This window comes from Parasediminibacterium sp. HNIBRBA5674, assembly GCF_056745525.1.
In genome coordinates this window covers 12,379-38,884 of the sequence record NZ_JBQWIE010000028.1, presented here as the reverse complement: position 1 = coordinate 38,884, position 26,506 = coordinate 12,379, and the positions used below count along the sequence as shown (strand labels likewise).

General features: G+C 36.5%; 26 protein-coding genes. 16 read left to right on the top strand and 10 right to left on the bottom strand.

Annotated elements, in window-relative coordinates; all coding sequences use genetic code 11:
* Nucleotides 1-58 precede the first annotated feature (58 nt).
* The 3 genes from ACT9TX_RS13730 (at nucleotide 59) to ACT9TX_RS13720 (ending at nucleotide 3,752) form a co-directional block, all read left to right on the top strand.
* Complete coding sequence (locus ACT9TX_RS13730) at nucleotides 59-1,612, top strand: C1 domain-containing protein (RefSeq protein ID WP_481339045.1); 1,554 nt, start codon at nucleotides 59-61, stop codon at nucleotides 1,610-1,612.
* Between the two features lie 93 nt (nucleotides 1,613-1,705).
* Nucleotides 1,706-2,713: an acyl-ACP desaturase gene (locus ACT9TX_RS13725; protein ID WP_481339043.1), complete on the top strand. Its 1,008-nt coding sequence runs from the start codon at nucleotides 1,706-1,708 to the stop codon at nucleotides 2,711-2,713.
* Nucleotides 2,714-3,119: 406 nt separating this feature from the next.
* A complete protein-coding gene (locus ACT9TX_RS13720; RefSeq protein ID WP_481339041.1) occupies nucleotides 3,120-3,752 on the top strand; it encodes a DnaJ domain-containing protein in 633 nt (210 codons plus the stop codon).
* Here the strand turns inward: ACT9TX_RS13720 and ACT9TX_RS13715 are convergent.
* Nucleotides 3,734-4,459, bottom strand: a complete 726-nt coding sequence (locus ACT9TX_RS13715; protein WP_481339038.1) for a 4'-phosphopantetheinyl transferase family protein — start codon at nucleotides 4,457-4,459, stop codon at nucleotides 3,734-3,736. The two genes, ACT9TX_RS13720 and ACT9TX_RS13715, sit on opposite strands and share 19 nt — an antisense overlap.
* Nucleotides 4,460-4,651: 192 nt before the next feature.
* Here ACT9TX_RS13715 and dcd point away from each other — a divergent pair, with 192 nt between their 5' ends.
* Complete coding sequence (gene dcd / locus ACT9TX_RS13710) at nucleotides 4,652-5,245, top strand: dCTP deaminase (RefSeq protein ID WP_481339036.1); 594 nt, start codon at nucleotides 4,652-4,654, stop codon at nucleotides 5,243-5,245.
* Here dcd and ACT9TX_RS13705 read toward each other — a convergent pair whose 3' ends face one another.
* A complete protein-coding gene (locus ACT9TX_RS13705) occupies nucleotides 5,246-5,722 on the bottom strand; it encodes a TspO/MBR family protein (protein WP_481339034.1) in 477 nt (158 codons plus the stop codon).
* Complete coding sequence (locus ACT9TX_RS13700) at nucleotides 5,709-6,812, bottom strand: DUF3810 domain-containing protein (RefSeq protein ID WP_481339032.1); 1,104 nt, start codon at nucleotides 6,810-6,812, stop codon at nucleotides 5,709-5,711. Before ACT9TX_RS13700 ends, ACT9TX_RS13705 begins: the two co-directional genes overlap by 14 nt.
* A gap of 94 nt (nucleotides 6,813-6,906) precedes the next feature.
* Here ACT9TX_RS13700 and ACT9TX_RS13695 point away from each other — a divergent pair, with 94 nt between their 5' ends.
* The 3 genes from ACT9TX_RS13695 to plsX are packed head-to-tail and all read left to right on the top strand — an operon-like array spanning nucleotide 6,907 to nucleotide 8,658.
* Nucleotides 6,907-7,449 (top strand): YceD family protein, encoded by a 543-nt coding sequence (locus ACT9TX_RS13695; protein WP_481339030.1) that lies wholly within the window; start codon nucleotides 6,907-6,909, stop codon nucleotides 7,447-7,449.
* A gap of 30 nt (nucleotides 7,450-7,479) precedes the next feature.
* Entirely contained in the window at nucleotides 7,480-7,674 is a 195-nt protein-coding gene (gene rpmF, locus ACT9TX_RS13690) for a 50S ribosomal protein L32 (RefSeq protein WP_379014643.1), read from the top strand.
* A gap of 30 nt (nucleotides 7,675-7,704) precedes the next feature.
* The gene (plsX, locus tag ACT9TX_RS13685) at nucleotides 7,705-8,658 is read left to right on the top strand and encodes a phosphate acyltransferase PlsX (RefSeq protein WP_481339028.1); all 954 of its coding nucleotides are present in this window, start codon (nucleotides 7,705-7,707) and stop codon (nucleotides 8,656-8,658) included.
* 17 nt (nucleotides 8,659-8,675) lie between these two features.
* On the opposite strand, the gene ACT9TX_RS13680 is transcribed toward plsX, so the two are convergent.
* Nucleotides 8,676-9,524: a transglutaminase-like domain-containing protein gene (locus ACT9TX_RS13680; protein WP_481339026.1), complete on the bottom strand. Its 849-nt coding sequence runs from the start codon at nucleotides 9,522-9,524 to the stop codon at nucleotides 8,676-8,678.
* Between the two features lie 181 nt (nucleotides 9,525-9,705).
* Here ACT9TX_RS13680 and ACT9TX_RS13675 point away from each other — a divergent pair, with 181 nt between their 5' ends.
* From ACT9TX_RS13675 to smpB, 5 genes are all read left to right on the top strand, one after another.
* Nucleotides 9,706-11,061, top strand: a complete 1,356-nt coding sequence (locus tag ACT9TX_RS13675; RefSeq protein WP_481339024.1) for a pyridoxal-phosphate dependent enzyme — start codon at nucleotides 9,706-9,708, stop codon at nucleotides 11,059-11,061.
* A 550-nt stretch (nucleotides 11,062-11,611) separates the two neighbouring features.
* A complete protein-coding gene (locus tag ACT9TX_RS13670; protein WP_481339022.1) occupies nucleotides 11,612-12,394 on the top strand; it encodes an ABC transporter substrate-binding protein in 783 nt (260 codons plus the stop codon).
* A gap of 152 nt (nucleotides 12,395-12,546) precedes the next feature.
* Nucleotides 12,547-13,614, top strand: coding sequence for a class II fructose-bisphosphate aldolase (fbaA, locus tag ACT9TX_RS13665; protein ID WP_481339020.1), 1,068 nt, complete (start codon nucleotides 12,547-12,549; stop codon nucleotides 13,612-13,614).
* A gap of 191 nt (nucleotides 13,615-13,805) precedes the next feature.
* Complete coding sequence (accD, locus tag ACT9TX_RS13660; protein WP_481339018.1) at nucleotides 13,806-14,729, top strand: acetyl-CoA carboxylase, carboxyltransferase subunit beta; 924 nt, start codon at nucleotides 13,806-13,808, stop codon at nucleotides 14,727-14,729.
* Nucleotides 14,730-14,770: 41 nt separating this feature from the next.
* A complete protein-coding gene (smpB, locus tag ACT9TX_RS13655; protein WP_379014657.1) occupies nucleotides 14,771-15,214 on the top strand; it encodes an SsrA-binding protein SmpB in 444 nt (147 codons plus the stop codon).
* 16 nt (nucleotides 15,215-15,230) lie between these two features.
* Here smpB and ACT9TX_RS13650 read toward each other — a convergent pair whose 3' ends face one another.
* A complete protein-coding gene (locus ACT9TX_RS13650; RefSeq protein WP_481339016.1) occupies nucleotides 15,231-15,944 on the bottom strand; it encodes a YqjF family protein in 714 nt (237 codons plus the stop codon).
* A 45-nt stretch (nucleotides 15,945-15,989) separates the two neighbouring features.
* On the bottom strand, nucleotides 15,990-16,760 hold the full coding sequence (locus tag ACT9TX_RS13645) for an AMP nucleosidase (protein ID WP_481339014.1): 771 nt from the start codon (nucleotides 16,758-16,760) through the stop codon (nucleotides 15,990-15,992).
* 65 nt (nucleotides 16,761-16,825) lie between these two features.
* Between ACT9TX_RS13645 and ACT9TX_RS13640 the strand changes: the two genes are divergently transcribed.
* Nucleotides 16,826-17,257, top strand: coding sequence for a type I restriction enzyme HsdR N-terminal domain-containing protein (locus ACT9TX_RS13640; protein WP_481339012.1), 432 nt, complete (start codon nucleotides 16,826-16,828; stop codon nucleotides 17,255-17,257).
* Nucleotides 17,258-17,477: 220 nt separating this feature from the next.
* Here ACT9TX_RS13640 and lipA read toward each other — a convergent pair whose 3' ends face one another.
* Nucleotides 17,478-18,416, bottom strand: a complete 939-nt coding sequence (gene lipA, locus ACT9TX_RS13635) for a lipoyl synthase (RefSeq protein ID WP_481339010.1) — start codon at nucleotides 18,414-18,416, stop codon at nucleotides 17,478-17,480.
* A 549-nt stretch (nucleotides 18,417-18,965) separates the two neighbouring features.
* Nucleotides 18,966-19,478: a hypothetical protein gene (locus tag ACT9TX_RS13630; RefSeq protein WP_481339008.1), complete on the bottom strand. Its 513-nt coding sequence runs from the start codon at nucleotides 19,476-19,478 to the stop codon at nucleotides 18,966-18,968.
* 250 nt (nucleotides 19,479-19,728) lie between these two features.
* Between ACT9TX_RS13630 and ACT9TX_RS13625 the strand changes: the two genes are divergently transcribed.
* The 3 genes from ACT9TX_RS13625 to ACT9TX_RS13615 all read left to right on the top strand — a co-directional run bounded on the left by ACT9TX_RS13625 (nucleotide 19,729) and on the right by ACT9TX_RS13615 (nucleotide 23,840).
* Nucleotides 19,729-20,979, top strand: a complete 1,251-nt coding sequence (locus ACT9TX_RS13625) for an MFS transporter (RefSeq protein WP_481339006.1) — start codon at nucleotides 19,729-19,731, stop codon at nucleotides 20,977-20,979.
* Nucleotides 20,980-21,204: 225 nt separating this feature from the next.
* Entirely contained in the window at nucleotides 21,205-22,212 is a 1,008-nt protein-coding gene (locus ACT9TX_RS13620; RefSeq protein WP_481339004.1) for an MlaD family protein, read from the top strand.
* On the top strand, nucleotides 22,209-23,840 hold the full coding sequence (locus tag ACT9TX_RS13615) for an OstA-like protein (protein ID WP_481339002.1): 1,632 nt from the start codon (nucleotides 22,209-22,211) through the stop codon (nucleotides 23,838-23,840). Before ACT9TX_RS13620 ends, ACT9TX_RS13615 begins: the two co-directional genes overlap by 4 nt.
* An 81-nt stretch (nucleotides 23,841-23,921) precedes the next feature.
* On the opposite strand, the gene ACT9TX_RS13610 is transcribed toward ACT9TX_RS13615, so the two are convergent.
* Together ACT9TX_RS13610 and ACT9TX_RS13605 are read right to left on the bottom strand one after the other, a co-directional pair.
* Nucleotides 23,922-24,926 (bottom strand): Hint domain-containing protein, encoded by a 1,005-nt coding sequence (locus tag ACT9TX_RS13610; RefSeq protein WP_481339000.1) that lies wholly within the window; start codon nucleotides 24,924-24,926, stop codon nucleotides 23,922-23,924.
* 365 nt (nucleotides 24,927-25,291) lie between these two features.
* Nucleotides 25,292-26,473: a pyridoxal phosphate-dependent aminotransferase gene (locus tag ACT9TX_RS13605; RefSeq protein WP_481338998.1), complete on the bottom strand. Its 1,182-nt coding sequence runs from the start codon at nucleotides 26,471-26,473 to the stop codon at nucleotides 25,292-25,294.
* Nucleotides 26,474-26,506: the final 33 nt, after the last annotated feature.

Below are 26,506 nucleotides of genomic sequence, written 5' to 3'. Positions count from 1 at the left end.
AAAACTTGCTGATATTTCGGAAACCCTTACAGGCATTGGTTTTTACAAAAAAAAATTAATGATGTCAAACCGAAATACTGATATACTTTTCTTATTAATAAAATCGCTTGAAAAAGCAGAGAAACGAAGTTTTAAGCTGTACATCAAACGTAGTTCCGCCAAAGAAGATTTAAAAATCATACAGCTATTTGATGCACTTGATAAGCTATCTGAATACGACGAGAAAATATTACTTAAGAAACTACCGACAGTAGAAAAGCCACAACTAGCCAATTTAAAAACACATTTATACAAGCAAATTTTAGCAAGCCTGCGCTTATTAAAATCAACAGAAAACATTGATTTACAATTAAATGAGCAGTTAGACTATGCTCGTATTTTGTACAACAAGGGCTTAAAGCTTCAAAGTTTAAAGATATTAGAACGTGTAAAAGAAATTGCACGCTCACACAACAAGTTCAGTTTTTTAACGCAGGTAATTACACTAGAGAAAAAAATTGAAACGCTACATATTACACGCAGTACACTTGAAAAAACGGCGCACTTAGCTGTAGAAGCAGTTGAGGTAAGCGATCGTATAAGCCGTGTAACAAAACTATCTAACCTTGCCTTACAATTGTATGGCTGGTATGTAAAAAATGGCCATGCACGTAACGAAGAAGATGAAGTGGATGTAAGAGTTTTTTTTAAGGAAAATTTACCACCAAAAAGTGAAGCAGAAGCAGGCTTTTACGAGAAACTATATCTATATCAAAGCTATGTTTGGTATGCGTTCATTAGGCAAGATTTTTTAATGTACTATCGCTATAGCCAAAAATGGATTGACTTATTTACGGCTGAACCAGGTATGATTGAAGTAGAAACTGGCCATTACATTAAAGGGATGCACAACTTGCTAAATGCACACTTTGATCTTAGAAATTTTAGCAAGTTCGAAACAACCCTAAGAGAATTTGAAGCCTTTGGTCAATCTGCTGTAGCTAACCACCATGATAATTTTCGCATTCACACATTTGTGTACATCAACAGTGCAAAAATTAATCAATGTTTAATGACTGGCACTTTTAAGGATGGATTAAAGCTGATACCTTACATTGAAGAAAAGTTAACAGAATACGAGTTGTACATTGATTATCATAGGGTTTTAGTATTTAATTACAAGCTTGCTACACTGTATTTTGGCAGTGGTGATTATAGTACTGCAATAGATTATTTACAAAAAATAATAAACCACAACGTTGGTTTAAGAAACGATTTACAGTGCTATGCTAGGTTGATGCACATGATGGCACACTATGAGTTAGGTAACCATGATATTATTGAATATCTCATTAAATCTGTGTATCGCTTTATGGCCAAAATGCAGAATCTTACAGTGATTGAAGAAGAGATGTTTAAGTTTTTGCGCCACTCATTTAGTGTTTCACCGAGGAAAATGCAGCCAGAATTTGAGAAGTTTTTGGCTACAATTAAAAAGTATGAGAAAAGCCGTTTTGAAACAAGAGCGTTTGCGTATTTAGATATTATCTCATGGGTAGAAAGTAAAGTGCAAAACAAAACAATGGCTACCATTATTCACGAGAAATATCTCTCTAGCAAACACAAATACTAAACAAAAACTAATTTAGCAAATTAAATGTTGCTTGAAAAAAGCTGCAAGTATTATCTTTACCGCTTTAATATTTAACCAATAAAAAAAAGGGCAATGAGTATTGCAGAGAGTAACGAGTTGGGAAAGAATATGGAAGTAATCAGCATGTTGAAAGACTACGTTGGTACTGCTGTAGACGATACCTTGTTAGACCCAGACGATTGCTGGCAACCAACGGATTTTTTACCAGATTTAACCAAAGAAGATGCCTTTGATCAAATTAAAAGCTTAAGAGAGAGAAGTGCAGGTATACCTGATACAGTGATTACTTCATTGGTCGGTAATATGATTACCGAAGAGGCTTTACCAAGTTATCAAACTTATTTTAACTTAATGGTTAATGAGGAGAGAAATTTGATAAGCGATAATGGTTGGGTACGCTGGTCAAGAGCGTGGACTGCTGAGGAAAATAGACATGGTGACTTGCTAAACAAATATTTGTATTTAAGTGGCCGTTGCGACATGAAAGTTGTTGAACAAACCATTCACCGTTTGATATATAATGGCTTTGATCCTAATACCAATCAAGATCCATACAGCGCCATTGTGTATACTTCTTTTCAAGAAAGAGCTACCAAAATTTCACATGTAAATACAGGTAAATTAGCCGATAAAGCTGGTGATAACAATTTGTCTAGAATTTGTAAGCAAATTGCAGGTGATGAGGCAAGACATGAAAAGGCATATAAATCTTTCATGAGCAAAATATTTGAAATAGACCCTAATGGTGCTTTAAAATCATTTGAACAAATGATGCGCAAGCAAATTACAATGCCAGCAGTTTTAATGGATCAAGGCGGTAGTAACCCTAATCTGTTCGTTGAGTTTTCTGCAATTACGCAAAAAATTGGTGTATACACAACTTGGGATTACGCAAGCATTATAGAACATTTAGTGAGCCTTTGGAAAATTGAAGATTTAACTGGTTTAAAAGATGGCGCTGCCAAAGCACAAGACTATTTAAGCACGTTAGCTGCAAGATATAAGCGCATTGCAGAACGTATGAAAGTACCAGATGATATTAATTTATCTTGGTTAAGCGGTAAGAAATTTGCCTTTTAATAAATCATTATCAATTTAAAATAAAAGAATCCCGTTAGCGTAACGCTTCTACGGGATTTTTTATACTATTGAATAATTACCAACCCTACTAAGCCAGCTTACACCCATAATAACCTAGCTACCGCCACGAATAGCCTAACTACCAACTATAATGGCGTAACTACTACCATAAATTAAGTTGCTACCACCATTAATAGACTAACTACGATCCATAATGGCTTAAGTACCACCATGAATTGCGTAACTACTACCTATAATTGACTAGCTACCACCATAAGCACTATTTCTACTGGCATGAATTATAACTACCGATATGATTTTAATAGACCAACTATAATAATAACGACCATTATTTTTATGGCAATAATTTGCCATTACACCTTTACAAACTTAATTTCGAAGCTGTATGGTATTGAAAGATTACTACGATATATTACAAGTTCAGCCAAATGCAACGCAAGAAGAAATAAAAAAGGCGTACCGCAAGTTGGCGTTACAATACCATCCTGATACCGCTACTGACGAAAACTATCAACATTTATTTTTAGAAATTAAAGAAGCTTATGATGTACTTAGCGATACAAAAAGACGTCAAGCATATCACTACAAAAAAATTTATAAGCAAGTAGAACAAGAAGCCCTTGTTACAGCAGAATATATTGCGCAACAAGCACAACAGCTTGCTTCATTCATAGCCGTTTTAGACCCATATCGTATTGATTATGACCTGCTTTATAGACTTGTAGCACAATTGCTCAATAGTGCTAATCAACGGTTGATAACAAAGGCAAACAGCCATTTACAACAGCAAATCATTAAGAATTTACAGGCTAGTATTTGGCATCTACATTTTCCATTAGCAGAAAATATTTACCCCATTTTACTAGCGCTTGCTAGCGATAATGCACCATTATTTGCATCACTTAATCAGCAGCGCACTACGCAAAAACGCTTACACTACTGGCACACTTACAAGCTAGCGGGTGCTTTTGTACTCGCTATTTTGCTTTGTATTTGCTTTTACTTTCTTGTAAAGTAGTTGTGGGTAAATGTTAGGCACAAATTATCGAACATTTGGTAGTGAATGGTTAATAATTGTAATTCTGGTAACTTGGTAAATACTGCTTTAAATGTAGCTTCAGCAACATTTATGGTATGTAATTGAATGTGGTCTTTAAAATTAACCTCGCCCTTGCCCCACCATTTGTACACGGTTTCTTTGGCGCACCAAAATAGGGTTAATAGTGTGAATGGTGAAACGTGAGAAGTGAATTGTGAAACCTTAGAAAAGTTTGCTACATCTTTTGAAATTTCACTTTTACCGTTTATTGTTTCACTATTCACTACCGACCATTGATTATTGACTAAAATCTTCTCTTCTTCATTTAAAAACTTGTGAGCTATTTTGGCTACTTTATCGGTTATTAATTCTATATCGATGCCTACCCTTTGTTTTTTACTTACAATGGCCGCTGCAAAATTGCCACAATGCGAAATGGAAAAATGGTATTGCTCGTCTGGTAAAAATGGCTTACGTGTAGAGGCAATTTCAATTTCATCGTTGGGAAAATCGGTAAATAAATAGCGTAATAAATAGCGGCCAGCAAGGTGTTGCAGGCGCTTGTGAGGATGTGTAATGCTTCTTTGTAAAGAGACTTTTTCAAGAAAAAAAGACTCGTCTTCTTCAATTTGCCAAATGGCTAGTTTGGTATTTGGGCTAATGATATGTTGAAAAAACAAAGGCATCAAGCAAAATTGGGTGATTATTAAGAAAAAAGAATTTTATTTGTGCAGTTAGCGACTAGAAATACTAATGATACAGACATAATAATGTATCTAGTGATTCTTAAAGCTACCAAACTATAAGCTGAATAATGTTATGAACGTACAAGTCCCGATTCGAATGTAATATCGGGATGCCGACGAAAAAGTCGGCAAGTGACACAACAGGCGCTAAATAGCATTACAAAAGCTGGTAACACAAATACAATAACAATGATTTTATCTGACAAACGTATTTTAGAAGAAATTGCCGCTGGCACCATTAAAATTGAGCCTTATTTACGTGATTGCTTGGGCAGCAATAGTTACGATGTGCATTTGGGCAAGCATTTGGCCACTTATGTAGACGCTGTTTTGGATGCGAAAAAACACAACCAAATTACCCATTTTGAAATACCAGAGGAAGGTTTTGTGCTACAGCCAGACGTGCTGTACCTTGGTGTAACTGAAGAATATACCGAGACACATGCACATGTGCCTTTTTTAGAAGGTAAATCGTCTACAGGTCGCTTGGGTATTGATATTCATGCAACGGCTGGTAAAGGCGATGTGGGCTTTTGTGGTAATTGGACGCTTGAAATTTCGTGCAAGCAACCGGTACGTGTGTATGCAGGCATGCCTATTGGTCAGTTGATTTATTTTCCTGTTGATGGCGAAATTGAAGTAAAATACAATCAGAAAAAGAATGCCAAGTACAGTGGGCAGCCAAACCGCCCAGTTGAAAGTATGATGTGGAAAAACAAGTTTTGATTAGCGATTGAGTAGCCAAATGTTGTAAGTAACAAACGCTGCGAAACCGACCCAGCTGATGTACGGTACAAGTAGCCAAGCTGCAAGCTTGCTAAACTTGTTAAATGCAAAAATGGTAAGTAAAATAAAGATCCACAGTACAACCATTTCTATTAATGCCAAAAATATTTGATGTTGGTTAAAGAAAATAAAACTCCAAGCAAGGTTAAGTGCAAATTGAACTAGATAAATAGTAATGGCTTTGTTACGCTTTAAGGTTGGTGCTTGTTTCCAAATAAGGTATAAACTAATGCCCATGAGAATGTAAAGAGTAGTCCAAACTGGGCCAAACAGATAATTCGGTGGATTAAAACTTGGTTTTACAAGTCCTTCATACCAAGTAGGTATTTCTCTTACCGTAAAGTAGCCAGATGCTGCACCTAAGCCGACCGTAAGCGCAATAGAATTGATCGCTTTTATAACATTAGAACGTTCCATATTTCTTTTTATAAGCAATTAACCAGCCTATAACTTCATTATAACTCTTAATACCGCTTTTTTGTTGATTAGCTTTTAAATATTGGTCATATATTTTAGACATGACAGGCTGCATATTGTTTTGCTTGCCAAAAACATAGTCTCGATAAGCTTTTCTGTCACGCTTGGTAAGACTGTTTAATTGCTTTAGGTTTAAAGAGGCGCTGTAAAAATCTTGCTCAAACAATTCACCATTGGCACTCATAAACACATCGAAATAAGCTGAATAGACGAACAATGAATTATTGCTGTGCGTAGCAGTAAGAAAGCCGACAAAGTTTGCTTCGCTTTCGCTTGCATAGCCTAACTGATGCGCCATTTCGTGACAAGTAACAAAAGGTGTTATAAATTTTGGCAAATCAGTATTTAATTGTGCCTCACCACTAAAAGGGTTATAATAGCCAGAGTAGCCAGCGTAACTTACCATTGTGCTAAGCAAAGATGGCTTTACTGAAAAATGTTGGTAGTTTAAAAATTGAAAACTGCTTTTGGTAGTTTGGTAGGCATCAAAAGCTTGGTGATAGATAACGGTATTGCTAGGATATTGATAGTTACTATCGCCTAAAGCAAGCCTTGAATCGTTTAATTTATCCAAAATTTCACAGGTAATATCCTGTAGTTCTTGTGTGGAATATTTACTATTTGATAGTTGTAATTGATATGCAATACCTAAACGTGTATAATTTAATCCCCAAAAAAGATTAAAAATAACATACACCCATAATAGAAATTTAATACCCTTTAGCAAGCTTTTACCCAATATTTTCCAAGACAATTGCTTCTTAACAACAAGTATTACAAATTTTACAAAGTAGAAAATGATATAAACAATTAATACTGCGTAGCAAATATCACCAACGCTAAAAGAAACAAAAGACGTTACAATGCGCTGTAAATCAGATATTTGAATATAAAATTTGCTACTATAATATTTTTCTATAAAAGCAGGAAAGAAAGAACATGCAAATACTGCCACAGCTAAAACAACTGGAATTATCCAAGCTAAAACTGACTTGTATCTTCGCAGCATTGATGTGTGAGTAACTTTCATAAGTTTTACAAAGAATCAACTTTTTAACAATAACTCATGTAATTTTTGCTGTTACACCTATATACCTTACTTTTGCCGTCCCAAAAAAACCGAGATGAGCAACCGGAGAGAATTTGAAATAGCGTTTGTTGGTTTACGACCTGGGGTTCATGAATTTGAATACAAGATTGAAGATAAGTTCTTTGTACCTTTTGGCGAGCAAGATTTTACAAATTTAAGTGCCAACGTAAAGTTGACCTTAGACAAGAAAAATGGATTCTTGCAGCTAAAATTTGATATAGATGGTGTTGTAGACGTTGATTGTGATAGATGTGGTAATGGTTTGAAAAAACAATTGTGGGACGAATTCAACATTATTGTAAAAATGGTAGATGACCCTGAAGCGGCCAATGCTTCTGAAGAAGATTCTGACATTTATTACATTAGCAAAACAGAAAGTCACTTGTATATTTCTGATTGGATTTATGAGTTTATCAACTTATCAATACCAATGCAAAAAATGTGTGACGAAAAAGAAATGGGTGGGCCACAATGTAACAATGAGGTTCTTGACATGCTGAAAAAGATGGAAGACGACATTGCTAAACAAGCAAACCCATTGTGGAAAGGTTTAGATAATATTAAGGGTTTAGAATAAATATTTTTTTGATTTTATAAATTTGACGTTATGCCAAATCCAAAGCGTAGACATTCGCAACAACGCAGTGCAAAAAGAAGAACACACTATGTTGCACAAGAAGTTACTTTAAGCAAAGACACCACAACTGGTGAATTACATGTACGTCACCGTGCACATGTAAGCGAAGGTAAATTATTCTACAAAGGCAAATTAGTAGCTGAAAAAGCGCCTTTAAAAGCGTAACCTTTAGCGTAAATTTCTTAGCTTCGGCGCATGAATATAGGATTAGACATGATGGGTGGCGATTTAGCCCCTCTTGAAGTGGTAAAAGGTATCCAACTGTACTTGCAGTCTAAATTAATTGAAGCTAATATATTTTGTATAGGTGATGAAGCAATTGTGAAACCTCTCATAAAGGAGCAACTTGTTTCATCGCCTTATTTGCATTTAGTTCATGCCCCAGAAGTAATAGGCTATCACGAACATCCTACCAAAGCATTAAAAGAAAAACAGAAAAGCTCTATTTCTATTGGCTTTTACATGCTTGCAACTGGCAAAATTGATGCCTTCATCAGTGCAGGTAATACAGGTGCTATGTTGGTAGGTGCCATGTATAGCATTAAAGCTTTACCAGGTGTTTTACGACCTACTGTATCGACCATTGTTCCTAAACTAAGCGGCAAAACAGGTTTATTATTGGATGTGGGGTTAAATGCAGATTGCAAACCTGAACAACTGAACCAGTTTGCGATTTTAGGCAGCCTTTACGCACAGCACATTTTAAATGTAAGCAACCCAAAAGTTGGTTTAATGAATGTAGGCGAAGAAGAAGGCAAGGGTAATATTTTGGCCCAAGCTACCTACCCTCTTTTAAAAGATAACTCTGCAATTAATTTTATTGGCAATGTTGAAGGAAGAGATTTCTTTAACGATAAAGCCGATGTAATGGTGTGCGATGGCTTTACAGGTAATATTGTGCTTAAAATGGCTGAAACCTTGTATGAAGTGGCAGAAACTAGAGGTTTTGGTAAAGATGACTATTTTAATCGTTTTCACTACGAAAACTATGGCGGCTCGCCTGTACTTGGTGTAGCTAAGCCAGTAATTATCGGTCATGGTATTAGCACTGCCATTGCCTTTAAAAATATGATTGACCTTGCAGAAAAAATGATTCAAACAGACCTTTGCGGTAAGATGAAAGAGATGTTTGAAACAGTACAGAGTTAGTAGTTAAGCTATCTTATTTACCCATAACTCAAAGCTACCTCTTTATTTTCCCAAGCATTAAAAGGCTTGAATATTGCATCCTCAACCAAGTTGCAACTTACTGTGATGTAATTGCAAAAAGTACTACCAAAAATATTGGTCACTGCGGTATCAGCAGCATCTAAACCATTGGCAATTTTTACTAAGCCATTGCTAGGTATCATTCTAGTCGCATCAAAAAATAACCACACACCATTTATGTAAGCCTCAAAGCAAGCATGAAAATCTGCTGGTTGTAATTGGTAGGCATAACCAGTAAAATATCTTGCAGGTATGCCACTTGCACGACATAAGGCAATACCTAAATGTGCAAAATCTCTACAAACCCCTGCCCTTTCGCTCATGGTATCTATCGCAGACGTATACGAATTACTACTGCCTAGCAAGTACTCAATATTGTGATATATCCAATCGCAAATGCCCGTAACTTTTGCATAATCACCTATTAAATTACCAAACATTTGGCTGGTAAAACGTTGCAACTTATCGCTTTGGCAATACCTACTTGGAAATAAATAAGACAAAACTTCTGGCTGAATATTGCTTAATGCAGTAAAAGTATTGGTTTGATGCTCATCTATTAATTGATGGTGCGTAGTTACAGTGGCACTGTAGGTTACTATAAAATCTAGCGGTTCATTTATGGTGGTACGTATAAATCTTGTGCCCGATGGCGATACCAATGTTTCTAATTCACAATCAATATTGGTGCTTAGTTTTTCTTCAATAATGGTTTGCCCATTGCTTTGTGCTGCTTCTATATTAAACAAAAAGGTACTTGGCATGTACACTTGGTAACTCAATTCGCTAAATACTTTAAATGTCATAATCCTTTCTTATTAACCATTTTACCCCAATATTTAATTACATCAGGTATTACACAATGGCTGAAAGTAACCTTTAGTTGCCTTACTATGAAATTAAGTTTTTGCTGCGTATAAATATGATGAGGGTTTATTATTGACATAGCCAAAACACTACATTTGCAACAAACAAACGTTAGTTTTTATGTGGTTGAACAATGTGCTAGAAACAATCGGCAATACGCCTCTTATCAAGTTAAATAAAATTACCAAAGATATTCCTGCAACAGTTTTGGCTAAAGTTGACTATTTCAACCCGGGCAATTCTATTAAAGACCGTATGGCCTTAAAAATGGTAGAAGTAGCCGAACAAGAAGGCAAACTGAAGCCTGGCGGTACTATTATAGAAGGCACAAGTGGCAATACTGGTATGGGTTTGGCGCTTGCAGCTTGCGTAAAAGGCTACAAGTGCATTTTTGTAACCACCGATAAACAGAGTAAAGAGAAAGCTGACATTTTAAAAGCGGTTGGTGCAGAAGTGATTGTATGCCCTACCAATGTGTTGCCAGAAGACCCAAGAAGCTATTACAGTGTGGCTAAGCGTTTGGGTAAAGAAGTGCCCAACAGTATGTACATGAATCAGTACGATAATTTAGCCAACCGTCAAGCGCATTTCGAGAGCACTGGCCCTGAAATATGGGCACAGACTGAAGGTAAAATTACCCATTTGGTTTGCACGGCCGGTACAGGCGGCACTATTACAGGTACGGCAATGTATTTGAAAGAAAAAAATCCCAACATAAAAGTGTGGGCGGTAGATGTATACGGCTCGTTGCTAACCAATTATTTTAAAACTGGCAATATAGATATGAGCTTTGTGCACCCCTATATTTCTGAAGGTTTTGGGGAAGATTTTGTGCCGCAGAACTACGATATGAGCGTGATAGACGAGTTTGTACAAGTTACAGATAAAGACGGTGCAGTAATGGCTAGAAAAATAGCCAAAGAAGAAGGTTTGTTTTGTGGTTACAGCGCTGGTAGCTGCATTCAAGGCTTGATGCAGTTGAAAGCTAGCCTTACTAAAGACGATTTAGTGGTATGCATTTTTCACGACCACGGTAGCCGTTATGTAGGCAAAATTTATAACGACCAATGGATGATGGAACGAGGTTTCTTGGAAGTAAAAACCTTTAAAGACATAGTAAGTGGCCGCGCTGGCAAAAAACTAATTACCGTAGAACCAACCAATACGGTGGCAGATGCAGTAGAACTGATGAAGAAATACGATATTGAACAAATACCAGTTTTGCAAAACAATGAGCTAGTAGGCAGCCTGAGTGAAGGCGGTTTATTTCAGAAAATATTTAGTAACCCCGACATCAAATTTGCAACAGTAGAAAGCGTGATGGAAGCAGCTTCGCCGGTGGTAGACTTTTTAACGCCTGTTGAAAAACTAGGCAGTTTAATTACCAAAGAAAACGGTGCAGTATTAGCCAAAGATGATAGCGGTAATTACCACATTGTAACCAAGTACGATGTGATACATAGCTTGGCAAAGTAAGTGGTTGGTGTTCTCGCAGATTGCGCTGATGACGCAGAAATTATTATCGATAGTGTTTAATATACTTAACCATTACTCTCAAAATCATCAGCGTAATCTGCGAAATCAGCGAGCTAGAAAAAGCCACCTTTGGCAGCAATCAAAACCGCCTTTGGTTTTAGGTAAAACCTCCTTTGATTTTCACTAAAACCTCCTTTGATTTTGCTATTAGCAAAAATGACACTTTGAAGTAGTAGGCAATAGTACAGGTATAGCTAATTTCAATATTGCGTTTTCTTGCCAATGCGAAGTCCTCAAGGCTTCGCAGCCAAGTAAGGAAGATAGTAAGGCTTCATCTTTTTTACTACCATCATATTAGCACTATCAAATAAGTTCTATCCAAATTAAAAAGGTTCTTACCCAAACTAGCCCTAAAGCTATTTGCGTAATAACCTTTGTTACATTGTATTCTTTGCCTTCTTTGCGTGAAACCTACTTACGAATCACCTAGTTTTATTCAACAAAGTCAAACAACATTTTTCCATACAAGTGCACTGCTTATCTTTAGTTAATGTTTGAAAGTATTGACCAATTAGGCAGAAAACATCGCTTTGAAAACACGCCCAAACGCATTGTTTCGTTAGTACCATCGCAATCAGAATTGTTGCATTACTTGGGTTTAGAACAAGCAGTGGTAGGCATTACAAAATTTTGCGTTCACCCAAATGACTGGTTTAGAAATAAAGCAAGAATTGGTGGTACAAAAAACGTAAATATTGATGCAGTAAGCGCATTACAGCCAGATATTATTATTGCAAATAAAGAAGAAAACGTAAAAGAACAAATTGAAGCACTAGCAACGATTGCACCAGTTTGGGTAAGCGATGTCAATAATTTAGAGGATGCTTTAGCAATGATTGAAGCCATTGGAAAACTTACCAATACCAACCAAAAAGCAGAAAAACTAATTGAAGAAATTAATATTCGCTTCAAAAAACTTCAAACTTCACACACCAAACTTAAAACCGCTTATCTCATTTGGCGCAAGCCTTACATGACCGTTGGTGGCGATACTTATATCAACAACATGCTACAGTATGCTGGTTTTGAGAACGTTTTTGCAAATGAAAAGCGCTATCCAGCCATTACAATTGAGCAATTAGGTGAAACAAATTGTGAGGTGTTATTTTTATCAAGCGAGCCCTACCCTTTTAAGCAAGCACATATTGTAGAGTTACAAACAGCAATGCCAAACACAAAAATTCTATTGGTAGATGGTGAAATGTTTAGCTGGTATGGCAGCAGATTGCTTAATGCTGCAAACTATTTTGCAAGCCTTCAAAGTGAAGTTTAAGACAATAAGTTTTAAAATTGAAAAATTTAAAAAAACAAACGCTTGTAACTGAATCTTGACAAAAAATAACTCAATTAATACAATTTTAGCAAGCATCAAACTAAAACTTAGATTATATTGCGACCTCATTCATCACAAAACTATTTTACATTATGAAAAAATACCAATCAGGTGTACTTTTCGGCGAAGAATTAGAAGCATTGTTAAAGGATGCAAAAGACAATCAGTTTGCATTGCCAGCAGTTAATACCATTGGCACTAACACTATTAATGCCGTATTAGAAACAGCAGCAAAAGTAAATTCACCTATAATTATACAATTTTCTAACGGTGGTGCACAGTTTATAGCTGGTAAAGGCATGCCAAACGATAACCTACAAGGTAATATTTTAGGTGGTATTTCTGGTGCATTGCACATTCATAATGTAGCAAAAGCTTACGGTGTACCAGTTGTGTTACATACTGACCATGCGGCAAAAAAATGGTTGCCTTGGGTAAGTGGTTTAATAGATGCTGGCGAACAATTTTACAAAGAAAAAGGTCAGCCTTTGTTTAGCTCTCATATGTTAGATTTAAGCGAAGAACCAATTGAAGAAAACATTGGTACCTCTGTAGAGTTTTACAAAAGGATGAAACCACTTGGTATGGCCATAGAAATTGAGCTTGGTGTAACTGGTGGTGAAGAAGATGGTGTAGATAACAGCGATGTAGAAAACGACAAATTATACACACAACCTGCTGATGTAGCTTATGCTTACGAAGAGCTAGGTAAAGTAGGTAATTTATTTACGGTAGCTGCTGCATTTGGTAATGTACATGGTGTGTACAAACCAGGTAATGTAGAATTAAGACCAGAAATATTGAAAAATAGCCAAGATTTTATTCAAGCAAAATATGGTACAGGCGAAAAACCAGTATATTTTGTATTTCATGGTGGTAGCGGCTCGCCACAAAACCAAATTAGAGAAGCTATTGGATATGGTGCTATCAAAATGAATATTGATACCGACTTACAATGGAGCTTCTGGGAAGGAATTCAACAATTTTACACCAAAAACGAGGCTTACTTACAAGGCCAATTAGGTAACCCAACAGGTGCTGATAGCCCTAACAAAAAATACTACGATCCACGTGTGTGGTTACGTAAAGCAGAAGAAAACTTTAGCAAACGCTTAGAAGTTGCGTTTGAAGATTTAAACTGCATTAACCGTAACGCATAAGCGATTATACCTTTATATTAGGAATGACAACCCCTTTAGGTTGTCATTCTTTTTTAGAGGATGTGTAAAATCAAATTATCATTATCTTCACCGCCCGTTAAAGAGGGATTTCACAACGTAGCTATTTGTTTATTAACTACTTAAAACCATTTGTTTAGCTTGTAAAATAGCCAAACAAACATTATTGAGAGATGAAAAAAGACTTAGAATTAGATATTGAAACAAATCTTACAGGTGAAGAGGAAAAGCAATTAGAGGAAACAGGACGAAGAAGTTGGTTTAAACGCAGAAAAAAAGGAATTTTAACAGCATCGGCTGATAAAAAAGAAACACCAGAAGGTCTTTGGAATAAATGCCCTGAATGTAATTTCATTTCTACCACCACAGATTTAAAAGAGAATTTGTTTGTGTGTTCAAAATGTAACTACCACCACCGTATTGGCAGTGATGAGTACTACGATATTATTTTTGATAACCAAGAGTTTACAGAACTATTTGATAATATTCGCAGCAAAGACTTTTTAAACTTTACTGATTTAAAAAACTATCAAAAACGCCTTGATGATATTCATTCAAAAACCGATTTAAAAGACTCAATGCGTGTAGCTGTGGGTAAAGTAAATGGTGAAGAATTGGTAATTGCCTGTATGGATTTTGAATTTATAGGTGGTAGCCTTGGTAGTGTGATGGGCGAAAAATTCAGCAGAGCAGTTGACTATTGCATAGAACACAAGTTGCCTTACTTAGTAATTAGTAAAAGTGGTGGTGCAAGAATGATGGAAAGCGCATTCAGTTTAATGCAATTGGCAAAAACGAGCGGTAAATTATCGCAACTAAGTGATGCTAAATTACCCTACTTCTCTTTATTAACCGATCCTACTTTTGGTGGTATTTCAGCAAGCTTTGGTATGCTTGGCGATTTGAACATTGCAGAACCAGGCGCTTTAATTGGTTTTGCAGGGCCACGTGTTATTAAAGAAACTATCAAAAAAGATTTACCACCAGGCTTTCAACGCAGTGAATTTTTAGTAGAACATGGCTTCTTAGATTTTATTGTTGATAGAAAAACATTAAAAGACCGTTTAAGCCAATTGATTACTTTGTTTAAGAATTAATAGAGAATTTATTTTAAAATTCCCCTTCAGGGGTTAGGGGCATGGCAAAAGAAATGAACAATAGGCAGGCTTATTTTAACTATGCCATAGAAGACAAATATGTTGCTGGCGTAGCTTTAATGGGTACTGAAGTAAAGAGCATCCGAGAAGGCAAAGTAAGCTTTAACGATGCTTTTTGCCTATTTGAAAAGCATGAATTGTGGATGCGTGGTGTGTACATAGCTGAGTATAAACTAGGTACAGCCAATAACCATATTGCCGTACACGACCGTAAGCTTTTACTGCACAAGAAAGAATTAAAGAAACTAGAAGCAAGAATGAAGGAACGAGGTTATACAATTGTTCCTTTAAAAATATTTTTTACTGATGACCAATTTGTGAAAGTAGAAATTGGCCTTGGTAGGGGTAAAAAAGTACACGACAAGCGTGAAACTTTGAAGGAAAGAGATACCCAAAAAGAAATCAAGCGTTACTTAGCAAAATAATGTCAGTTAATGGCTTTTACACACTGTTTCTTTTCCATTTTACTGCAATATCAGAACCTTCTGTAAGCATTATTGAATCTGGCTTTACGTGGCTCAGGTGTGCAAAATCAGCACCGTACATAGCACCAAAATCACAGTTAACCGTTACCTTTTCTACAGGATAAATTTCCCAACTTGGGTGTGCTATATTGTACTCAATGGTATTAACAGAATCGACTTTTGTGTAGCCATAGTAGTGTTCAAAAATAAATTCTTCTATACTACCTACTTGCATTTTATGGCTTTCAGTACTCGCTTCTAACTTTATTGCATTCCATTTACCAGCCTTTTTCCAATAGTAATTAATGGCTTGCCTTGTATCGTTTATTAGCCATTCGTGTTTGGTAGGTATTGCTGTGTAATGTTCTTTATATAGCCAATTGGCAATTACTGCAACTATTTTAAACGGTACGGTTTCATTTACAAAAACCACACCTCTGCGCCATTCGTTATTCACCCATCTTTTTACGTAAAAGCGTAAGTTCACTTCTTCAAAATTTCCCATGAAAGGTATAGGTATACCAAAAATGCGACTCTTTAAAAACATAAAGCCTACTAAACTTACGTAGGCTTTACCTTCAAAAATATCTAGTTCAGTGCCTTTGGGCAACAATGGAATGAGAATATTGGGGTCTACTGCATAATTAGCCATTATTAATTTACGCCATTCTGCTGTTAAGAAATTAGTCATTGCCTTGCTTATTTAAAGTTCTAAATATTCAGCAAGGCAAATGATTTAAAATTTCAAATGCCTTACTGTTGCGCCATCATTAATTAACTGTTTCAATGAATCGATACCAATTTTCAAATGGCTTTCAACAAATTTTGATGTTACAGCTTTATCGCTAGCCTCTGTTTTTACGCCTTCTGGTACCATTGGGCTATCGCTCACTAATAATAACGCACCAGTTGGTATATGGTTATAAAAACCAACCATAAATATGGTAGCTGTTTCCATATCTATGGCATAAGCCCTAACGCGTTGTAAGTGTTCTTTAAATTGTTCATCGTGTTCCCAAACGCGTCGGTTGGTAGTGTAAACTGTGCCTGTCCAATAATCGGTATTGTAGTCACGTATGGTTGTTGAAATGGCTTTTTGCAAGGCAAAGGCTGGCATTGCTGGCACTTCTGGTGGAAAATAATCGCCACTGGTACCTTCACCTCTTATCGCTGCAATTGGTAGTATTAAATCGCCTATTTTATTGCGTCTTTTTAAGCCGCCACATTTACCTAAAAACAACACCGCTTTTGGCTTAATAGCACTTAGCAAATCCATTACAGTTGCTGCGCCTGGGCTACCCATACCAAAGTTAATAATGGTAATACCTTCAGCGGTAGCACATTGAAAAGGTCTATCTCTTCCTATCACTTCTACATTATTCCAATCGGCAAACATTTGTACATAATTACTAAAATTGGTCAACAAAATGTACTGGCCAAAATTTTCTAAAACCTCACCTGTATAACGTGGCAACCAGTTATTAACGATTTCTTCTTTCGTCTTCATATTTGTTTATTTTTATTTACGTTAAAAAAGGGCTTTTGTAAAGGTAAAGTTTTTACTTTTATTGGATGATAAAAATTGCGTACCCAGCTTTTAACTTTAAAATTAAAGTAGAAGCGGGTAAGGAAATAATATTTGACGAGATACGAAAACAGTGGGTAAAACTTACACCAGAAGAATGGGTGCGACAAAATACCTTACAATATTTACTACAAAGCCTACACTACCCTGCCAGCTTAATTGCGGTAGAAAAAGAATTAAAACTGGGTGAATTAAAAAAGCGATTTGATATTTTGGTGTACAATCAACAACACCAACCTTGGTTAATGATTGAATGTAAAGCCATGGATGTAGCCTTAACCGAAAGCGTATTACAGCAAGTACTGCGCTACAATATGGCAATACCTGTTGCCTATATATTTATTACCAATGGTGAATCCATTTTTGGGTGGCATGTAAATGATAACTGCAAAATGCTAGAGGCCTTTCCTAGTTTTTAAGTCTTTTTTGCCACTGAAGCTCAGAAACACAGAGAATTTTTTTTTGCCACTGAAGCTCAGAAACACAGAGAATTTTTTTTTGCCACAGAGGCACAGAAGCACAGAATTTAAAGTGCAGCATATATTGGGGTTAAAGAAACACAGACAATAAAACATAAAAAAGCCACTGAAACTTTCAAAAATATCTGTGTTTCAGTGGCTCTGTGGCAAATTATACAAACTATACCGTAGCCAATATTGCTTTTTCTGACTCCCATTTGTTACGGCCGTAACCTTTTACTACGTGCATTTCGCTGTGGTAAGAGCTACGCACCAACGGCCCACTTTCTACATAATCAAAGCCTAATTCGTAGCCTATTTCTCTTAATTCAGCAAATTCATCTGGGTGAACGTAGCGCAACACTGGTAAGTGCTTTTTAGTTGGTTGTAAATATTGACCAAGTGTTAATACATCACAACCCACATCTACCAAGTGTTTCATGGTTTCAATTACTTCGTCTTTCGTTTCGCCAATGCCAAGCATCATGCCTGTTTTGGTGCGCATACCACCTACTTTTAGCAAGCGCAACACTTCTAAACTGCGGTGATATTTCGCCTGAATACGTACTTTTCTGGTATTGCGTTCTACCGTTTCCATATTGTGGCTTACCACTTCTGGTGCAGCATCTATTATGCGTTGTATTTGCTCTTGAATACCTCTAAAATCAGGTACTAAAGTCTCTAAAGTTGTACCAGGATTTAACGTTTTTACCGCTTTGATGGTATTGTACCAAATAATAGAACCGCCATCTTTCAGTTCGTCTCTATCTACACTGGTAATTACGGCATGCTTCACCTTCATTAGGTTAATGGCTTCTGCCACACGTTGCGGTTCGTCCCAGTCTACCGCATCTGGCCTGCCAGTAGCTACCGCACAAAAAGCACAACTACGTGTACACACATTGCCCAAAATCATAAAAGTAGCCGTACCAGCACCCCAACATTCGCCCATATTAGGACAGTTACCGCTTTCGCAAATAGTATGTAATTTATGGTCATCCACCAAACCACGAACGTGCTTGTAACTCTCGCCAATAGGCAGTTTAACACGTAGCCAATTTGGTTTTTTAAGTATCGTATCTGCGGTAGATGGTTGCGGTACAACAGGTAATTCAATCATTGAATCGTATTTATAAAACTAGTAGAAAGGTGTAAAAATATTGATTATTGCAAAGCAATAACATTTAGCAGCGTTATAATGTTGAGAAGGGGAAAATAATAGCCATGAGATGATAGCTATACACATTTTCAAATGGCATGTGGGGTATTTGGTACAAGCTTAGATAAAATAAAATTAGCTTACATCTTAAAAATAGTAAACCTAGACTCTGTTTGCTATTGATAGTAACAAACAAAGTCTAGTGGATGCTTAAATATTGAAAATAGGCTATTGGATTGATTGAAATATTCACTTCAATTAAAAAGATAAGATTGTTACCTCACCTACTAAACCACTTGGCTGCAAAGGTTTTCCTTCTAATCTAAATGGTGCGGTGGTAAAAGTGATGCGTTTATTTCCAGGCAACAAATGGTGAGTAGAAGCGATTATTATAAATGGTAAGCTTGAAATGCTTGAGGTTTTGCCAAAAGAAAGAGCGAAAGATGTGGTGAATATGTTTTAGGATTATTTGCCGTCGGCTTAAGCCAACGGCAAATAATAGGCGGAAAATTACCCACCCATCATTTCTTCCAACTTCACTATTTCAAAATTTAGTTTATCTATTTCTAGTTGTTGCAATTGTTGCGCATTTATATTGCAGTTATTCAATTTCCTTTTTGCTTTTCTTTCTAATAGTTCTAGCCAAATTTTATCTACACCATTAATTTCCTCTTGGGTTAATTGTGGCAGCAACGTGTTTACAGCTAGTAAACTCAAGCAGCATTGGCGATAAACCATTTGCATATCGGCTAACTTTTTTTGTGCAAGCATCAGTTGCCAATTACAATCTTTTAGTCGCTTAGCAACCGTTTTTTTATGTGCTTGCTGTTCATTTTCGCTTTCTTCTACTGTGGGTACAGGCTCAGTTTTCATTATTTGCAGCAGTGCTATACATTTTTTCATGCCGTTTACAGGTAAGGTTCTACCGCCCGTTTCTGTGAGTGATAATTGGCTACGCGTAATTTCAAAATAGCTAGCCAACTCATCTTGAGTAATACCAAATGCATCTCTAATTATTTTCATGATATACTTTTAAAATTGAAATGAGATAATGATTGCGCTAAATTGTGCAAATAATTATGTGCAATTTAAAATGCACAGTTCGATTTGCACAAAAAAGTGTGCAATATTTTTCGTGCAAATGAAATTGCACGAAATAAAATGCACGCTTTAACAATGTGCCCGTAGCTATTAATCGTTACCATTTAACGCAAATAGAAAATGCTTACGCAATTTTTTATGTTTCTTCGCTGCATTCACCAATAAGCTAAGCATGCAAGACAAGCAATTACAACCATACAATGCCTTTGCCGCCGTACAAATTCCAGAATTTCGCAACTTCTTAATCGGTCGTTTTACATTTATTATGGGCTTGCGTATGTTGGGTACATTAGTTGGCTGGTGGGTGTACGAGTTGTCTAATGCGCCTTTTGCTATTGGGTTAATTGGTTTAAGTGAAGTGATTCCTGCGGTGTCGTTGTCGCTTTATGCTGGTCATGTGATTGACATAAGTGATAAACGCAAACTGATGTTAAAAGGTGTTGCGCTGTATTTTTTAGCAGTGTTAGTTTTACTTACATTGACCACAAAGTTTACAAGTACGCATCTTAGCAATCATGCCATTGTTTTTTGTATTTACGTAGTGATATTTTTTACGGGCATTTTTCGCTCATTTACTGGGCCTACATTTGGTGCAATGGTCGGTTCTATGGTGCCAAGAGAAACCTTACAAAATGCTACCACTTGGAGCCAAACAATTTGGCTATCTGCATCGGTACTTGGCCATGCAACAGTAGGGTTTTTAATTGCAGGTATTGGTAATACAGGCGCCATTACAGTGGTTGCAGTATTGGCTTTTACTGGTTTTTGCTTTTTGTTTCAATTGAAGCCTAAACCGCCCATGAATAAAGTAGGCGAGAAAAAAACGCTAGACAGTGTAAAAGAAGGTTTGCAATATGTGTTTAAAACCAAAGAAGTGCTTGGTGCTTTATCGCTTGATTTATTTGCAGTATTGTTTGGTGGTGCTGTTGCTATGATTCCTGTTTTTGCAAAAGATATTTTAAAAGTAGGGCCAGTAGGTTTTGGCTGGCTAAATGCTGCATCTGATATTGGTTCTGCCATTATTATTATTACGCTTACACTAAACCCAATTAGAAAACAACAAGGGCGTAAATTGCTGTATGCAGTTGCAGGTTTTGGCTTGTGTATTATCACATTTGCCTTGTCAAAAATGTTTTGGTTATCGTTTGGTGCGCTAATGATTAGCGGTATGTTAGACGGTATTAGCGTGGTGACTCGTGGTACCATTTTACAACTAAAAACACCTGAAAATATGCGTGGCAGAGTGATGAGTGTGAACTCAATGTTTATTAATAGTAGCAACGAGCTTGGGCAGTTTGAAAGTGGTGTGATGGCTAAGTTGATGGGCGTAATTCCTTCGGTATTGTTTGGTGGCTGCATGACAATATTGGTGGTAGTAACAACTTGGTTTAAAGCGCCAGCCTTGAAAGAAATGGAATATTAAATTTTAGGTGAAAAGCTAGGGCGAAAATCAAACAGATGATGTGGGAAAAGCTGCATAGCGATAAGAACGTACAAGTGAGTGACACAACTAAAGCTATATAGAATTACAGAAGCTCGCAACAAGTATATATACACAATAAATAATTGCAATTTTTAACGTTTTACGTTTTCACTATTACCTTTTCACCTTTCACTATATACAAACAATCCCCCTAAATTTGTAGTTATGAAGATAACAAACGAGATGAAAGTGGGTGTACTGGCTGCAACTGGTATTGCCTTGTTTATTTTTGGCTTTAATTTTTTAAAAGGTAAAAGTCTTTTTAAAACAGGTAATTATTTATACGCAAAATATTCTAATACAAAAGGTATTAAAATCTCTAATGAGGTCACAATCAAGGGTTTTCAGGTAGGTAATGTGGCCGATATTGAAAATTTAGATGCGAACTTGAATGAGATTTTGGTGACTATTAAACTGAAAGACAAGTACAATATTCCTGCAAATTCTATTGCATCTATCAGCAGCAGCCCGCTTGGTTCTGCAAGTATGGAAATTGAATTAGGCAATGGCACAAAATATTTAACTTCTGGTGATACGTTAGTTACTGCTGATAATCCTGGTTTATTGGGTTCTTTATCTAGCAAAGTAGGGCCTGTTGCTGATCAATTGAAAACAACTTTGCACAGCTTAGACAATGTTTTAAACAATGTAAATGGTACGCTTGATGCACAATCGAAAGCAAACTTGCAAGCAACGATTGCCAATATGAATAAGGTAACAGCTAGCTTGGCTGTTTCTGCTGTTTCAATTCAAACCATGTTAAACCAACAATCTGGTGCAATCACCCAAACGATGAAAAACTTGAACAGTTTTACCAAAAATTTGGCTGACAACAACGATAAGGTTACCAAAATGATGGCTAACATTGAAAAAACAACAGAAAATTTATCGAAAGCTGATATTGACGGTAGTGTTGCTTCGCTTAAAAAAGCGATAGATAATATGAATGTATTGGTAGAAAAAATAGGTAGTAAAGATGGCACTTTAGGCTTATTAATGAATGACCCTAAATTGTATTATCAATTGCTGAATACTGTGAGAAGCACCAATATTTTGTTAGACGATTTTAAAACACATCCTAAGCGTTACGTAAATATTTCTGTGTTTGGAGGAAAAGATAAGAGCACGCCACTAACGGCACCTCTTAATGATACGCTAATACTTCAAAAATGATTTTTCTGAAACGATTATTTATTTCGATGCTAGGTTTGGCAGCATCATCGGTTTTATATGCGCAAGCGCCTAAAAAAGATACCTCTAGAAATGGCAAAATGATTATGATCATCAGTGCTGATAGGGAAAATTTTCAGCAAATTGATTCTGTAACACAAGTGCTATCGCTTGCTGGTAAAGCCAAAGTGCAGCAAGAGAAAACCATTTTCGAAGCTGATAGTATTGCGCTCAATCAGCTGACTAATATTCTAGAAGCCTTTGGTAATGTGCATATTAACGACAACGATAGTATTCATACTTACTCGCAATACTTAAAATATGTAGGTAAAGAAAAGAAAGCTTACCTGAACAAAAAGGTAAAGCTAACCGATGGCAAAGGTGTATTAACTACAGAAGAATTGGTGTACGACGAGCAAACCAAAATAGGTATTTACTACAAAGGCGGTAAAGTTGTAAATGGCAAAACGGTGCTTACAAGTACTGAAGGTTATTATTACGGCGAAACAAAAGATGTGTACTTTAAGCAAAATGTATTCTTGAAAGATTCTGGTTTTACGGTAAAAACAGATACACTTTTATACAACACCAAAACTGGCATCACCACTATTGTTGCGCCTTCTACCATTGTAAGTGGAAAGCAAACCATCAAAACAAAAGATGGTTACTACGATACCAAAAGCAAAAAGGCATTCTTTAATCAGCGACCAATTATAGACGATAGCACTTATACTTTTACAGCAGATAAAATTGCAGTAGATGATAAAACTGGCTTGAGTGAATACGATGGCAATGCTGTGTACAGAACCAAAGACAGTACAGGCTACGATTTAATTGCTGGCAATATAAAAGCCAATAGAAAAACGAACGCTTTATTAGCAACGCAAAAGCCTTTGTTACTCATTAAACAGCCACAAGACACAACTTATGTAACTGCAGATACCTTGTTTACCTCAAAGCTTTCTGAGTTACTTAAAACAAGAACAGTACCTGTGGTGAGAGATTCTGTAAAAGATAAATTACCTGTTGCTAAAAACCCTAAAGACACATCTGCTGACCGCTATTTTGAAGCCTACTTTAACGTGAGAATCTTCAATGATTCCTTGCAAGCTGTTTGCGATAGTATGTTTTACTCAGGTGAAGATTCTGTGTTTAGATTGTTCAAGAATCCAATTGCTTGGGCGCAAAAAAATCAAATTACAGGCGATACGATGTACTTATTTGTACAAAACAAGAAGCCTGAAAGATTATATGTGTTTGAAAATGCCATGAGTATTCAAAAATTAACTGACAAATATTTTAACCAAATAAAAGGCACGACTATTAACGGCTTTTTCTTAAATGGCAAAATAGACCATTTACGTGCAAAAGGCAATGCAGAAACTGTGTATTATGGTGTAGATGAAAGTAATAAATATCTTGGCGTAAACAAGGCTACTTGTGATGTAATAGACATGTATTTTGAGCAAAAGAATGATGGCTCATCACCACAAAAAATAGTACTGCGCAACAATTTAGAAGGCACCGCCTACCCTATGCGTCAAATAAACCACGAAGAACTAAGATTAAGAAAGTTTAAATGGCTTGAAAACTTGAGGCCAAAAAGTAAGTTTGATATTTTTTCGAAATAGTATTACCACATAGGCACAAAGACAGATAGAATTTGGATGTACAAAAATCTATGTGACTATATGCCTATGTGGTAAATCCAACTACAACTTCTGCCTTACTACCACATTATTCATAATAAATGTAGTGCCGCTTTCTGCTACAATATTGTATACTTTCTGCGTACCATCAGCTTGCTCTTTTACTTGCCATACAGTAAATAATTCATTGGCTTTAGTAGTTTCATTTAGGCAAAATAATTGCTCGCCTATTGCTATACTACCTGCTGCTTTAATAGCTACGTTTGTTTGTATTGGGTGATTTGGTGTGGCTTCTAATACTTTGCTAGTAAGCGTTACATCAATACCATCACTATTTACAGCTTCATTAAATTTTACCAAAAGCAAGGTTGTAATGGCATAATTCTTAGCATCATGTTCAGTTAAGGCTTTTACTTTTACAGCTACAGATTGCTTGGTGTTAGCATCAAAAGTCAGCACTTCATCGCCTTGTTGTATATCTTTCAAAAGCTTCTTGCTGCCATCAGCCATAGCCACTAAATCAGTACCAGGAAAGCAAATATCGCTGCCATAAGTACCTGCATCTTTGCTCAAATCTTTGCCTTGGTTAAGGGTTTTGTACAATTGATACCCCATTTCTTTTGACAAAACATAAGATAACTTCAACACAAAATTTGCTTCTACTTTATCTATAGCATGAATGTCTTCAAAATACTTTTCCCATACTTTACCATCGGCTGTAAAGTTTGGCATTACGGCTTTGTACACTTTGCCTTTTTCGTTGGTGTAAAATATCATCACACCTAGTTCTTGCATGTCTTGTTTTGCCAATAACTTGTACAAATCAATGCGCTTCTTTTGCCCATCATCACCCGTAATAAAGTAGGGCTTTCTTGCTTCGTAACGGTCTAGCACATACGTGTTTTCAAATTTTACATACGTGTCTTTATCTAAATCTGCTATCGCAAATGTTTTAGCTTTTTCGTATTCAGCCATGGTTAGTGCCCTGCCTGTTGGCTTTGCATCTTGGGCAAATGTTGTAGCCACTGATACTAATAATCCAAATCCTAATAAAACAATGCTTCTCATATACCTTTTATTCTTTTTTGTAATGCTTTAATAATGTTCATGTAGGCTTCTACCATATTCAACCTTCCTTTTGCTAAGTGAAAGCATCCTTTAGCTAGGTGCAACTACACTTTTGTCATGTTTCACCTTGCTTTAGCCATGTGAAAGTGTCCTTTTGATATGTTACAGTACACTTACGAAGTTTCAAAAACTTGATAAGGTACTGGATTGCTGATAAATGTACTAAGCGCTCAAGTGTGCGACGCAACGATGCTCAATTGAAAAACAAAAGCTGGTGACAAAATATCTGAACCTAGATTTAGTAGCATTATCAAGATTTATCTGAATAATCCAATAAATCCTACAAAATCCCCGTTCAGACGACTTTATGAAATCTCTTTAAACGCTTTGGCAAATGCTTCCATTTCGTCCATTCTGCCGATACTTAGGCGGCAATAATCTTTGCCATTCATTTTCCAGTAACGCAAACCCACACCACGTTTCATCATTTCTTCGGCAAACTTTTTACCGTCCATTTTGATAGGAAACATCACGAAATTGGTGCTTGAAGGGATATAATCGTAGCCCTCTGCTTTTAAAACGCTGTACAAATAGGTTTTAGAAGCTTGTGTGTTTTTAATAATCTCGCCGCAATAAGGCTGTTCTTTAAACGAAGCCATGGCAGCAGCAATACTTGGCGAAGAAATAGCACCGTCTGATGAGTATTTTTCTAAAATATCAATCATGCTTTTTTGCGCAGCAATATAACCTACACGCAAGCCAGCAAAACCATACAATTTTGAGAAGGTTCTAGCAACAATTACGTTCTCGCCTTTAATTACATTTTCAATTAAAGAGGCTGCTTTGGGGTCTTCTAAATAATCTATGTAAGCCTCGTCTATAAACACAGGCACTTTGGCTGAAACCCTTGTACAGAAAGCTTTTAGCTTGGCTGCATCTAGCACCGTACCTGTAGGATTGTTAGGGTTTACAATGTATACTAAAGATGTTTTGCTGTCAATTTTTGCTTCCATCGCATCAAGGTCGTACTTGTAATCTGCGGTTAATGGCACTTCATTAATATTAGCACCAAAGGCTTTTGATTTTCTTAGTAAATCATCGTAAGTAGGGCCACAAGTCAATATTGTGCCGCCGTTTTTACTAAAATGAATAGCTGCTGCCTGCAATAAAGGTGAAGAACCTGCCGCCATTAAAATTTGGTCTTCTTTTACGCCTTCAACACTTGCTATTTTCTGGGTTAATTGTCGCTCTTCAACAAATGCATATTGGTAGCTAGTGGCAAGCGCATCTGCAATGGCTTTTTTTGCCGCAGGCGAAGGCCCCCAAGGGTTTTCGTTGGCAAATAGTCTCGCTTTTAATTGCGGTCGCTCTGCATTAAACTGCTCTACAATTTCTTTTTCCGACAAAATATCGCTGTAAAGGCTAGTGCCTTGTGGCACGTAATGATTGGCACTAAGCGAATTGAAAATGCCCGGCAAAATAGATAAGCCACCTGTTAATAAAGCGCTGTTTCTAAGCCATTGTCTGCGGTTAATGTTTGTGTGCATAGTAGTTTGTTTTGAGTATGATTTGTTTTGGTT